Source organism: Escherichia sp. 93.1518, assembly GCF_013368915.2.
GTDB lineage: Bacteria > Pseudomonadota > Gammaproteobacteria > Enterobacterales > Enterobacteriaceae > Escherichia > Escherichia ruysiae.
Window position 1 is genome coordinate 192,312 of the sequence record NZ_JABWMT020000002.1, and the last position, 13,079, is coordinate 205,390.

At 50.8% G+C, this 13,079-nt stretch carries 11 protein-coding genes; 7 read left to right on the forward strand and 4 right to left on the reverse strand.

The window, feature by feature from the left end:
- Positions 1-9: 9 nt before the first annotated feature.
- The 4 genes from fruA to HEN21_RS02515 all read left to right on the forward strand — a co-directional run bounded on the left by fruA (position 10) and on the right by HEN21_RS02515 (position 5,335).
- On the forward strand, positions 10-1,701 hold the full coding sequence (fruA, locus tag HEN21_RS02500; RefSeq protein WP_000854431.1) for a PTS fructose transporter subunit IIBC: 1,692 nt from the start codon (positions 10-12) through the stop codon (positions 1,699-1,701).
- Positions 1,702-2,124: 423 nt separating this feature from the next.
- Positions 2,125-3,066, forward strand: a complete 942-nt coding sequence (locus tag HEN21_RS02505; protein WP_001208149.1) for a pseudouridine kinase — start codon at positions 2,125-2,127, stop codon at positions 3,064-3,066.
- Entirely contained in the window at positions 3,054-3,992 is a 939-nt protein-coding gene (gene psuG, locus HEN21_RS02510) for a pseudouridine-5'-phosphate glycosidase (RefSeq protein ID WP_001292481.1), read from the forward strand. The genes HEN21_RS02505 and psuG overlap by 13 nt, the downstream gene beginning before the upstream one ends.
- A 92-nt stretch (positions 3,993-4,084) precedes the next feature.
- Complete coding sequence (locus HEN21_RS02515; RefSeq protein ID WP_000353892.1) at positions 4,085-5,335, forward strand: NupC/NupG family nucleoside CNT transporter; 1,251 nt, start codon at positions 4,085-4,087, stop codon at positions 5,333-5,335.
- A 70-nt stretch (positions 5,336-5,405) separates the two neighbouring features.
- On the opposite strand, the gene HEN21_RS02520 is transcribed toward HEN21_RS02515, so the two are convergent.
- On the reverse strand, positions 5,406-6,104 hold the full coding sequence (locus tag HEN21_RS02520; protein WP_105286766.1) for a transcriptional regulator YeiL: 699 nt from the start codon (positions 6,102-6,104) through the stop codon (positions 5,406-5,408).
- Positions 6,105-6,232: 128 nt separating this feature from the next.
- On the opposite strand from HEN21_RS02520, the gene rihB reads away from it, so the two are divergent.
- Positions 6,233-7,174 carry a ribosylpyrimidine nucleosidase gene (rihB, locus tag HEN21_RS02525; protein ID WP_000415411.1) on the forward strand — a complete coding sequence of 314 codons (942 nt, stop codon included), beginning with the start codon at positions 6,233-6,235 and terminating at the stop codon, positions 7,172-7,174.
- Between the two features lie 54 nt (positions 7,175-7,228).
- Here rihB and HEN21_RS02530 read toward each other — a convergent pair whose 3' ends face one another.
- The 3 genes from HEN21_RS02530 to HEN21_RS02540 all read right to left on the reverse strand — a co-directional run bounded on the left by HEN21_RS02530 (position 7,229) and on the right by HEN21_RS02540 (position 10,300).
- Complete coding sequence (locus HEN21_RS02530) at positions 7,229-8,317, reverse strand: sugar kinase (protein ID WP_105284983.1); 1,089 nt, start codon at positions 8,315-8,317, stop codon at positions 7,229-7,231.
- 2 nt (positions 8,318-8,319) lie between these two features.
- Complete coding sequence (gene nfo, locus HEN21_RS02535; protein ID WP_000873880.1) at positions 8,320-9,177, reverse strand: deoxyribonuclease IV; 858 nt, start codon at positions 9,175-9,177, stop codon at positions 8,320-8,322.
- A 73-nt stretch (positions 9,178-9,250) separates the two neighbouring features.
- A complete protein-coding gene (locus HEN21_RS02540) occupies positions 9,251-10,300 on the reverse strand; it encodes a YeiH family protein (RefSeq protein WP_000182062.1) in 1,050 nt (349 codons plus the stop codon).
- Positions 10,301-10,398: 98 nt separating this feature from the next.
- Here HEN21_RS02540 and yieE point away from each other — a divergent pair, with 98 nt between their 5' ends.
- Together yieE and lysP are read left to right on the forward strand one after the other, a co-directional pair.
- Positions 10,399-11,280, forward strand: a complete 882-nt coding sequence (yieE, locus tag HEN21_RS02545; RefSeq protein WP_000548303.1) for a DNA-binding transcriptional regulator YeiE — start codon at positions 10,399-10,401, stop codon at positions 11,278-11,280.
- Positions 11,281-11,484: 204 nt separating this feature from the next.
- Entirely contained in the window at positions 11,485-12,954 is a 1,470-nt protein-coding gene (lysP, locus tag HEN21_RS02550; protein WP_000253268.1) for a lysine-specific permease, read from the forward strand.
- Positions 12,955-13,079: the final 125 nt, after the last annotated feature.

The window sequence follows — 13,079 nt, forward strand, 5'->3', positions numbered from 1 at the left end:
AGAGGCATAATGAAAACGCTGCTGATTATTGACGCTAATCTCGGTCAGGCACGCGCCTATATGGCGAAGACCCTGCTGGGCGCGGCGGCGCGAAAAGCAAAACTGGAAATCATCGACAATCCGAACGACGCTGAAATGGCGATTGTTCTGGGTGATTCCATCCCGAACGACAGCGCGCTGAACGGTAAAAATGTCTGGCTGGGCGATATTTCCCGCGCAGTCGCGCACCCTGAGCTGTTCCTGAGTGAAGCCAAAGGCCATGCGAAGCCTTACACTGCGCCGGCCGCTGCGACAGCACCGATTGCCGCCAGCGGCCCGAAACGCGTGGTTGCGGTGACTGCTTGCCCAACTGGCGTAGCACATACCTTTATGGCTGCTGAAGCCATTGAAACCGAAGCGAAAAAACGTGGCTGGTGGGTGAAAGTTGAAACCCGTGGCTCCGTTGGTGCGGGTAACGCGATCACGCCTGAAGAAGTGGCAGCAGCGGATCTGGTGATTGTGGCAGCAGATATCGAAGTGGATCTGGCAAAATTTGCCGGTAAACCGATGTATCGCACTTCTACCGGTCTGGCGCTGAAGAAAACGGCGCAGGAGCTGGATAAAGCGGTTGCTGAAGCGACGCCTTACGAACCGGCGGGCAAAGCTCAAACGGCAACTACTGAAGGTAAGAAAGAGAGTGCAGGCGCGTACCGTCACCTGCTGACGGGCGTTTCCTACATGCTGCCAATGGTGGTTGCGGGTGGTCTGTGTATCGCGCTTTCCTTTGCTTTTGGTATCGAAGCGTTTAAAGAGCAAGGGACGCTGGCGGCGGCGCTGATGCAGATTGGCGGTGGTTCAGCCTTTGCGCTGATGGTGCCGGTACTGGCGGGTTACATTGCCTTCTCCATTGCCGATCGTCCGGGTCTCACGCCGGGTCTGATTGGAGGTATGCTGGCGGTCAGCACAGGTTCTGGCTTCATTGGCGGGATTATTGCGGGCTTCCTGGCGGGTTACATCGCGAAGTTAATCAGTACGCAACTGAAACTGCCACAGAGTATGGAGGCGTTGAAACCGATTCTGATCATTCCGCTGATTTCCAGTCTGGTGGTCGGTCTGGCGATGATCTACCTGATCGGTAAACCGGTTGCTGGCATCCTCGAAAGTCTGACTCACTGGCTGCAAACCATGGGTACTGCGAATGCGGTTCTGCTGGGCGCGATCCTCGGTGGCATGATGTGTACTGACATGGGCGGTCCGGTAAACAAAGCGGCGTACGCGTTTGGTGTTGGTCTGCTGAGTACCCAAACCTATGGCCCGATGGCGGCGATTATGGCGGCAGGTATGGTGCCACCGCTGGCAATGGGTCTGGCAACAATGGTGGCGCGTCGCAAATTCGACAAAGCGCAGCAGGAAGGCGGCAAAGCGGCTCTGGTACTTGGCCTGTGCTTTATTTCGGAAGGTGCAATTCCGTTTGCTGCTCGTGATCCGATGCGTGTGCTGCCGTGCTGTATCGTGGGTGGGGCGCTGACTGGCGCAATCTCAATGGCGATTGGTGCGAAACTGATGGCACCACACGGTGGTCTGTTTGTTCTACTGATCCCTGGCGCTATTACGCCGGTACTGGGTTACCTGGTAGCAATTATTGCCGGTACGCTGGTGGCGGGTCTGGCCTATGCCTTCCTGAAACGTCCGGAAGCGGACGTTGTGGCGAAAGCAGCATAATAAAACGTGAACTACAGGGCAGAAATTTTCTGCCCTGTATCATTTGATGAGTGCAAGATGAGTGATAAATTGTTGACGGCAATTCTATGATTTTGAATGGTTTTATTTTCCAATAGAAAGCTGACACTCTCATCAAACAGTAACGTCATTTCCTCAAGGGCAGATTAATTTCTGCCCTTTTTTATTGTTTCCGTTCTGTGCATCACTTCACAATTTCTTCGCTTTTTCTAAAACCGCCAATAATAGCGTTTTGTGAGCCTGTTCAAATCTGCTCATTTTGCCCCTCTGGCGGTAATTTACTTTAAGTAAAACATGCATACTATGAGCACATGTTTAAATATGAACACATGTTTAAACCGTCTTTGCAGTACCTATATTCTTGTGGATTGACAGAGTTGGTAATTTTTTACCAGGGGACGTGCTATGCGCGAAAAGGATTATGTCGTAATTATAGGTTCGGCGAATATTGATGTCGCCGGATATTCACATGAATCATTAAACTATGCGGATTCAAATCCAGGGAAAATAAAATTTACTCCCGGTGGAGTAGGGCGCAATATCGCACAAAACCTCGCGTTGCTGGGGAATAAAGCCTGGCTACTGAGCGCCGTAGGCAGTGATTTTTATGGTCAATCGCTGCTAACGCAAACCAATCAATCCGGTGTTTATGTCGATAAATGTCTGATTGTGCCAGGGGAAAATACGTCGAGCTATTTATCATTACTCGATAATACCGGTGAAATGCTGGTTGCTATAAATGACATGAATATTAGCAACTGTATTTCAGCGGAATATCTCGCACAGCACCGTGAATTTATTCAGGGGGCTAAGGTCATTGTCGCAGACTGTAATATCAGTGAAGAGGCATTGGTCTGGATTCTGGATAATGCCGCCGACGTACCGGTATTTGTCGATCCGGTTTCGGCCTGGAAATGCGTCAAAGTACGTGAGCGATTAAGTCAAATTCACACCCTGAAGCCAAACCGTCTGGAAGCGGAAACCCTGAGCGGGATTGCGCTTTCCGGAAGTGAAGATGTGGCAAAGGTTGCCGCCTGGTTCCATCAACATGGCCTGAACCGATTGGTTCTGAGCATGGGTGGCGATGGTGTTTATTACAGTGATATCAGCGGCGAAAACGGCTGGTCTGCACCGATTAAAACCAATGTCATTAATGTTACCGGAGCGGGCGATGCCATGATGGCGGGACTTGCTTCGTGTTGGGTAGACGGGATGCCGTTTGCCGAATCTGTTCGTTTTGCACAGGGATGTTCGTCAATGGCGCTCTCCTGTGAATACACCAATAACCCCGATTTATCGATTGCCAACGTTATATCGTTAGTGGAGAACGCAGAATGTCTGAATTAAAAATTTCCCCTGAATTATTACAAATTTCCCCGGAAGTGCAGGACGCTTTAAAAAACAAAAAACCGGTTGTGGCGCTGGAATCGACCATTATCTCTCACGGGATGCCGTTCCCGCAAAACGCCCAGACCGCAATTGAAGTAGAAGAAACTATTCGTCAACAGGGCGCTGTACCAGCCACTATCGCTATTATTGGCGGCGTGATGAAAGTGGGCTTAAGCAAAGAAGAAATTGAATTGCTGGGTCGTGAAGGACATAACGTAACGAAAGTTAGCCGTCGCGATTTACCTTTTGTTGTTGCTGCCGGAAAAAATGGTGCAACCACCGTTGCTTCTACCATGATTATTGCGGCGCTTGCCGGAATTAAAGTATTTGCCACCGGCGGTATTGGCGGTGTTCATCGCGGGGCGGAAAATACTTTCGATATTTCCGCCGATTTACAGGAACTGGCACACACTAATGTCACCGTAGTTTGTGCCGGAGCAAAATCTATTCTCGATTTAGGCTTAACCACCGAATATTTAGAAACTTTCGGTGTGCCATTGATTGGTTATCAGACCAAAGCATTGCCAGCGTTTTTCTGCCGCACTAGCCCGTTTGAAGTCAGTATCCGCCTCGACAGCGCCAGCGAAATTGCCCGTGCGATGGCGGTGAAATGGCAAAGCGGTCTGAACGGTGGCCTGGTAGTGGCAAACCCAATTCCGGAACAGTTTGCGATGCCGGAAGAAAGTATTAACGCTGCAATTGATCAGGCAGTTGCCGAAGCTGAAGAGCAAGGTGTGATCGGTAAAGAAAGTACGCCGTTCCTGCTGGCACGCGTTGCGGAACTGACCGGTGGCGATAGCCTGAAATCCAACATCCAGTTGGTGTTTAACAACGCCATTCTGGCGAGCGAAATTGCCAAAGAATACCAGCGTCTCGCGGGTTAATTTCTGACGGGCAGAAAGCCGTCGCCCGTACTCATCATACATACCGAAACCTGGCGCTGGCGCCGGGTTTACGGGCATGAAGGGAAATCATTATGGATATAATGAGAAGTGTTGTGGGGATGGTGGTGTTACTGGCAATAGCGTTTGTGTTGTCAGTGAATAAAAAGAGCATCAGTTTGCGCACGGTTGGAGCCGCGCTGCTGCTGCAAATCGCCATTGGCGGCATTATGCTCTACTTCCCACCGGGAAAATGGGCGGTAGAACAGGCAGCATTGGGCGTCCATAAAGTCATGTCCTACAGCGATGCGGGTAGCGCCTTTATTTTTGGTTCGCTGGTGGGGCCGAAAATGGATGTCCTGTTTGATGGCGCGGGCTTTATCTTCGCCTTTCGCGTACTTCCGGCGATTATTTTCGTTACTGCGCTCATCAGTCTGCTGTACTACATTGGCGTGATGGGACTGCTGATCCGCATTCTTGGCAGTATTTTCCAGAAAGCTCTCAACATCAGCAAAATAGAATCTTTTGTCGCGGTCACCACCATTTTCCTTGGGCAAAACGAGATCCCGGCGATCGTTAAACCGTTTATTGATCGCATGAATCGCAACGAGTTGTTTACTGCAATTTGTAGCGGCATGGCATCTATTGCCGGTTCGATGATGATTGGTTATGCCGGAATGGGTGTGCCGATTGACTATCTGTTAGCGGCATCGCTGATGGCGATCCCCGGCGGTATTTTGTTTGCGCGTATTCTTAGCCCGGCGACCGAGCCTTCGCAGGTGACATTTGAAAACCTGTCGTTCAGCGAAACGCCGCCAAAAAGTTTTATCGAAGCAGCGGCAAGCGGTGCGATGACCGGACTGAAAATTGCCGCAGGTGTGGCGACGGTGGTGATGGCGTTTGTGGCGATTATTGCGCTGATCAACGGCATTATCGGCGGAATTGGCGGCTGGTTTGGTTTTGCCAATGCCTCTCTGGAAAGTATTTTTGGCTATGTTCTGGCACCGTTGGCGTGGATCATGGGCGTGGACTGGAGTGATGCCAATCTTGCGGGTAGCCTGATTGGACAGAAACTGGCGATTAACGAATTTGTCGCTTACCTGAGTTTCTCGCCATATCTGCAAACGGGCGGCACGCTGGACGTGAAAACAGTTGCCATTATCTCCTTTGCGCTTTGTGGTTTCGCTAACTTTGGTTCTATTGGTGTTGTCGTTGGGGCGTTCTCGGCTATTTCGCCAAAACGCGCGCCGGAAATCGCCCAGCTTGGATTACGTGCGCTGGCAGCGGCTACGCTCTCCAACCTGATGAGTGCGACCATTGCCGGGTTCTTTATTGGGCTGGCGTAATGCTCGATTTGTAAGCCGGATAAGACGCGTCAAGCGCCGCATCCGGCTATCGCGCTATTGCAAATAATTTTTACTGCATCATCCCGGAGAATTTATTCTCCGGGTCCATCTCCAGCGCCAGTCCTAACAACTGCTTTCTGTTTTTAATCAGATACCCTTTCTTGTTTTTAATTAATAAACCGTCGTGAATGAATTGTGCGAGAACATATAAAAGGTGTCGGTAAGAAACGCCTAAATACTCTGCCGCTTGCGTATGCTTTTCGTGATAAAGATCACCTTCCTGCGAGAGTAATATAAATGCTGCCAGGCGATTCACTAACGGAAATGATTGATTCTGAGTTAAAGAAATAATATTTCGATAATTTTTATGACTTAAGGTGACGCAGAGTTTTCGTAAAAATAGCGTGTCGTTTAATAATAGCGGGCGGTAGTGTTTCATGGGGAGCGCAATACACCAACACTCTTCAATAGCCTGCACCGCACGCGGTTCATGGTCTTTATCGATTAACTCAATCTCGCCAATAAAACAGGGCGCGGCAAAGAAATCAATCAGCGACACGCGCCCATTGGCAAGCGTGGCGTAAAGCCTGGCGCGGCCTCGCGTCAGGTAAAACAGCCAGGACGGCTGTTGCCCTTCCTGCACAATGTAGTCACGCGCTAAAAAATGAAACAGTCGCGTATCGGCTGAAACATCCGTTGAAAAGCACTCATTAAATGCGGACTCACCAATCAGTTGCTGTTTAAGTTCATTATTGTGGATTTCTTTCACGATGTTTATCCGCTATGAGATTTCTCATATTTAGCATACGTACGCTGTTGTTAAGATTCAATCATCGGCCGGTCGAATTTTCTTTGCTGTAGAAAAAATAACGCAACTTGAAACAGGGGAAATAAACAATGGAAAAGAGAAAAATTATTCTGGATTGTGATCCGGGTCATGATGATGCTATTGCCATAATGATGGCCGCGAAACATCCGGCGATTGATTTATTAGGTATTACCATTGTGGCGGGTAATCAGACGCTTGATAAAACATTAATTAATGGCCTGAATGTTTGTCAGAAACTGGAGATTAATGTTCCGGTTTATGCAGGGATGCCGCAGCCCATTATGCGTAAACAAATTGTTGCTGATAATATTCACGGCGAAACCGGTCTGGATGGCCCGGTGTTCGAACCACTGACTCGTCAGGCAGAAAGCACCCATGCGGTGAAATACATCATTGATACCCTGATGGCAAGTGAAGGCGATATCACTCTGGTGCCGGTAGGGCCGCTTTCAAACATCGCCGTGGCGATGCGTATGCAACCGGCGATCCTGCCAAAAATCCGTGAAATTGTGCTGATGGGTGGCGCTTACGGAACAGGTAACTTCACGCCGTCTGCCGAGTTCAACATCTTTGCCGACCCGGAAGCCGCACGCGTGGTGTTCACCTCCGGCGTTCCGTTGGTGATGATGGGCCTCGATCTCACTAACCAGACCGTGTGTACCCCGGATGTGATTGCGCGGATGGAAAGGGCGGGCGGCCCTGCTGGCGAGCTGTTCAGCGACATCATGAACTTCACTCTCAAAACGCAGTTCGAAAACTATGGCCTGGCTGGCGGTCCGGTGCATGACGCCACCTGCATCGGTTATCTAATCAACCCTGATGGTATTAAAACCCAGGAAATGTACGTCGAAGTGGACGTCAACAGCGGCCCTTGCTACGGGCGTACCGTCTGCGACGAGCTGGGCGTTCTCGGCAAGCCCGCTAATACCAAAGTCGGCATCACCATCGATACCGACTGGTTCTGGGGATTAGTCGAAGAGTGCGTGCGCGGCTACATCAAAACCCACTAAGTGTTGATAACAAGGCCGGATAAGATGCGTCAAGCGTCGCATCCGGCAGCATTGTTACACCATCGGCACTAATGAAAGCGCGTTATCGGCAGACAGGGTAGGGTTATTTATGCTGCCGCTGGCGCGCGAAATTGCCGCGCAGGCCATCGCAAAACGGGCGCTGTCAAGGAAACTGTTTCCTTCCAGAAAGCTATACACCAGGCCTGCCATAAAACCATCGTCGGCACCAAAACTGTCCACCGTCGTATGCGTTGGCGCAGTCAGCAAAAATTGCTCGCCATCCTTTTCGCTGCAATAAACGGATTCATCGGGCAAATAAACAAACAGTTGCTGAACACCTTGCTGATGCAACGCATTCACTGCGGCATTACGGTCAGCATCGCTGGTGATCGCCTTTCCCCATAAAATTTCCAGTTCCTGCAAAGTGGGTTTCAGGGTGTGAATATGCGCCAGCCAGTGTTTGATTTTGCCCGCTTTGAATTCTGAAACGGTATCGACAAATACCGGGATTTCATCGGCGAGGGTAAAGACCCACTCCAGCGCCTCGGCAGTCAGGTTGCAATCTGCCAGTACCACGCCCGCATGACGAAGTAAATCACGTGATCCGTTCAATAATTGCGGCGTTAACTGTTCCAGCAGATGGGTATCATTAATCGCCAATACGGTTTGTTCGTCTTGATTGGCAATTGCCAGATACGTCGATGTGCTTTGACCATGTAAACGAACGCAGCCAGAGACATTCACTCCAGCACGGCGCGTCTCTTCTAAGAGCATCTCGCCATAAAAATCATCGCCAATCACCGAGAGTAAATGGACGTCGCGGCCTAACAATGCCAGATTGTGGGCGATATTGCGCCCAACGCCGCCTGCCGAACAATGAATCGTACCGGGATGAGAAGCTGCTTGCGGATAACGGATATCCGCCATCCCGCGAATATCCATATTGATTGTCCCCACCACGACGCAGTATTCCTGCTCAGTGAGAATGTAACCTTTGCCTTTAATCCGCCCTTTGCGCATTAAATCCATAATATGTGCCGCAACGCGCGAACGGCTAATTTGCAGCATGTCAGCAATTTCATTCTGCTGAATCAGCGGGTTACGCCGTAAAATTGCAAGGATCTCCTTTTCCCGGTTATTCATCTTCAGGCTACCGCTTTTTCAGTTTGTTGCGCTTTTAGCCAGGCGATCTCTTCTGCCCAGATATCCGGGTTGATGGTTTCAAGGATCAGCGGAATGCCGTCGAAACGGTCGTCCTGCATGATCCAGCGGAACGCATCATGACCGATATTGCCTTCACCGAGGCTATGATGGCGGTCAACGCGGCTGCCAAAGGTGCTTTTTGCATCGTTGAGGTGCATCCCACGCAGATATTTAAAGCCGACAATACGGGCAAAATCTGCGAACGTTTTCTCGCATTCGGCTGGAGTACGCAAATCATACCCGGCGGCAAAAGCATGGCAGGTATCAATGCAGACGCCGACGCGGGATTTATCTTCCACGCCGTCGATAATCGCCGCGAGATGTTCGAATTTAAACCCTAAGTTGCTGCCCTGACCGGCGGTATTTTCAATCACCGCTGTCACGCCTTGTGTTTTATCCAGTGCAATGTTGATGGATTCCGCAATGCGCGCCAGGCAATCCTCTTCTGAAATTTGCATCAGATGGCTGCCAGGATGGAAGTTGAGCAAAGAAAGCCCCAGTTGTTCGCAACGCTGCATTTCGTCTATAAACGCATCGCGTGATTTTTCCAGGGCTTCAGCGACCGGATGTCCGAGGTTAATCAGATAACTGTCATGGGGAAGAATTTGCGCCGATGTGTAGTGATATTTTTCACAGGCGGCTTTGAATTCATCGATGGTCTGTGTCGTGAGGGGGGCGGCACGCCACTGACGTTGATTTTTGGTGAACAAGGCAAACGCGGTTGCGTCAATTTCGGCGGCGCGAATTGCGGCATTTGCCAGACCGCCAGCAGCACTAACGTGCGCTCCAATGTATTTCATATGTGGACTCCTGTTAAACCCGCTGGAGGAAAACGGTAATGATAGCGGGTTAACAGGAGCAAGATGTAGTGGTTTATGCGATGACGCTTTGAATTACATAGTTAATCGCAGCACCACCAACAATCAGCCAGGCAAACAGTACCAGTGCCATCAGCAGAGGTTTCGCCCCGGCTTTTTTCAGCGCGCTGACGTGAGTAGTCAGACCCAGCGCCGCCATCGCCATTGCCAGCAGGAAGGTATCCAGCGTTACCAGCATGTTCACCACGCTCTGCGGTAACAGGTGGAACGAGTTAAAGATGGCAACTACGATGAACAAGATGGCAAACCACGGAATGGTGATTTTGCTTTTCTCGCCGCCATTAGCCCCAGACAGCTGTTTAACACGTGCCGCCAGCAGGATGAGGAACGGAGCCAGCATCATCACGCGCAGCATTTTGGAAATAACTGCTGCGTTTTCTGCATCCGGGCTGATGGCATGACCTGCCGCCACCACCTGCGCCACTTCGTGCACAGTAGAACCAATGTAGATACCGAAAGTTTCCGGACTAAACCATTGAGACATCAGCGGATATATCGCCGGGTAGAGGAAAATCGCGACGGTCCCGAAGATAACGACGGTTGCAACAGCCACGGTCACTTTACTGGCTTCCGCTTTCACTACCGGCTCAGTCGCCAGAACCGCCGCAGCACCACAAATACTGCTACCGGCACCGATCAACCAACTGGTGTGCTTATCCAGGCCAAACACTTTCTGCCCCAGGAAGCAGGCCAGCAGGAAGGTGCTGGACAGTGTCAACACGTCAATGATGATCCCACTGATACCGACATCGGCAATTTGTGAAAACGTCAAACGGAAACCGTAAAGAATAATACCCAGACGTAGTAAATGTTGCTTGGCAAACAGCACACCGCCGTCACAGCTTTTCCAGATATGCGGATATACTGTGTTACCTAAAACCATCCCCAACAAGATTGCGAGAGTGAGGGCACTAAACCCGGCACCCGCAACAGCGGGAATGGAACCACCCCACAGGGCGACCCCGGTGATAACTGCACTCAGGGCTAACCCCGGAATGAAATGCCACAGTGTACGATGTTGTTTCTGTAAGGTGATATTCGTCATAACCCTCTCCTTTATCCGGGCATAAGGTTACGACTAACTGGTTTAAAAATAAAATTGATTATATATTTATAATTAATCTTTATAAGTGGTAAGCGACTATGCACATCACCCTTCGACAGTTGGAAGTTTTTGCAGAAGTATTGAAAAGTGGATCCACCACCCAGGCGTCGGTGATGCTGGCGTTGTCGCAATCAGCAGTGAGCGCGGCGTTGACCGATCTGGAAGGGCAGCTAGGCGTACAACTGTTTGATCGCGTGGGTAAAAGACTGGTGGTCAATGAGCACGGACGGCTGCTTTACCCGCGTGCGCTGGCGTTGCTGGAACAGGCCGTCGAAATCGAACAACTGTTTCGCGAAGACAACGGCGCGATTCGTGTCTACGCCAGTAGCACCATTGGTAATTACATCCTGCCCGCAGTTATCGCCCGTTATCGCCATGATTACCCGCAGTTGCCGATTGAACTTAGCGTTGGTAACAGCCAGGACGTGATGCAGGCGGTGCTGGATTTCCGCGTTGATATTGGCTTTATTGAAGGACCATGCCACAGCACTGAAATCATTTCTGAGCCGTGGCTGGAAGACGAGCTGGTGGTTTTCGCCGCGCCGACTTCGCCGTTGGCTCGTGGTCCGGTCACCTTAGAACAACTGGCCGCTGCGCCGTGGATCCTGCGCGAACGCGGTTCCGGCACGCGGGAGATTGTCGATTATCTGTTACTGTCGCATTTACCGAAATTTGAGATGGCGATGGAATTAGGTAACTCCGAAGCTATCAAACACGCGGTGCGTCATGGGTTGGGAATTAGCTGCCTGTCGCGACGGGTAATAGAAGATCAATTACAGGCTGGCACATTAAGTGAAGTTGCTGTCCCTCTACCGCGCCTGATGCGTACGTTGTGGCGTATTCATCATCGGCAAAAACACCTTTCCAACGCGCTACGGCGCTTTCTGGACTATTGCGATCCCGCTAATGTGCCGCGTTAAGTCGCGATACAGGAACATGCTGGTGCTGTGTCGATTTCGTGACGCAGCGCCAGCGTCATGCATTCGCCAGAAAAGAGATTGGCTGCTTTACTTATAATTCCTGGGCGATCATGAAGGTCTCTTATAAAAGCGCATTTCTACCGGAAGGATTGCAAATCGTCTGCTACAATCGCGCCTCATTTTTAAGATGGATAGCATTTTTGTATGGTTTCCGAAACTAAAACAACAGAAGCGCCGGGCTTACGCCGTGAATTAAAGGCGCGTCACCTGACGATGATTGCCATTGGCGGCTCCATCGGTACGGGTCTTTTTGTTGCCTCTGGCGCAACGATTTCTCAGGCAGGTCCGGGCGGGGCGCTGCTCTCGTATATTTTGATTGGCCTGATGGTCTACTTCCTGATGACCAGTCTTGGCGAACTGGCGGCGTATATGCCAGTGTCTGGTTCGTTTGCGACTTACGGTCAGAACTATGTGGAAGAGGGCTTTGGCTTCGCGCTGGGCTGGAACTACTGGTACAACTGGGCGGTGACTATCGCCGTTGACCTGGTGGCTGCGCAGTTAGTCATGAGCTGGTGGTTCCCGGATGTTCCCGGTTGGATCTGGAGTGCGCTGTTCCTTGGCGTCATTTTCCTGCTGAACTACATTTCGGTCAGAGGCTTTGGTGAAGCGGAGTACTGGTTCTCACTGATCAAAGTCACAACAGTGATTATCTTTATCGTCGTCGGCGTGATGATGATTATCGGTATCTTCAAAGGCGCGCAGCCTGTGGGCTGGAGCAACTGGACGATAGGTGAAGCACCGTTTGCCGGTGGTTTTGCGGCGATGATTGGCGTGGCAATGATTGTCGGCTTCTCCTTCCAGGGAACCGAACTGATTGGTATTGCTGCGGGCGAATCTGAAGATCCTGGGAAAAATATTCCGCGTGCGGTGCGTCAGGTATTCTGGCGAATCCTGCTGTTCTATGTGTTTGCGATTCTGATCATCAGCCTGATCATTCCGTACACCGATCCAAGCCTGCTGCGTAACGACGTGAAAGACATCAGCGTCAGCCCGTTCACGCTGGTGTTCCAGCACGCGGGGCTGCTTTCTGCGGCGGCGGTGATGAACGCGGTCATTCTGACAGCAGTACTGTCGGCGGGTAACTCCGGTATGTACGCGTCTACCCGTATGCTGTACACCCTGGCGTGTGACGGAAAAGCGCCGCGTATTTTTGCCAAACTGTCACGTGGCGGTGTACCGCGTAACGCGCTGTATGCCACGACGGTGATTGCCGGTCTGTGTTTCCTGACCTCCATGTTTGGTAACCAGACGGTGTATTTGTGGCTGCTGAACACCTCCGGGATGACAGGCTTTATCGCCTGGCTGGGGATTGCTATCAGCCACTATCGTTTCCGTCGCGGCTATGTATTGCAGGGACATGACATTAACGACCTGCCGTACCGTTCGGGCTTCTTCCCGTTGGGACCGATCTTCGCTTTCATTCTGTGTCTGATTATTACCCTGGGCCAGAACTACGAGGCGTTCCTGAAAGATACCATCGACTGGGGCGGCGTAGCGGCAACGTATATAGGTATCCCGCTGTTCCTGGCCATCTGGTTTGGTTACAAGTTGATTAAAGGAACCCACTTCGTGCGTTACAGCGAAATGAAGTTCCCGCAGAACGATAAGAAATAAGTTTCCTCCCTTCCTTGTTAAGCCCTCTCAACCGAGAGGGCTTTTTCTTTTCCTTGATATTCATGCGGATATAAAATTTAACAATTGAATTGATAATTGTTATCGTTTGCATTATTGTTACGCGG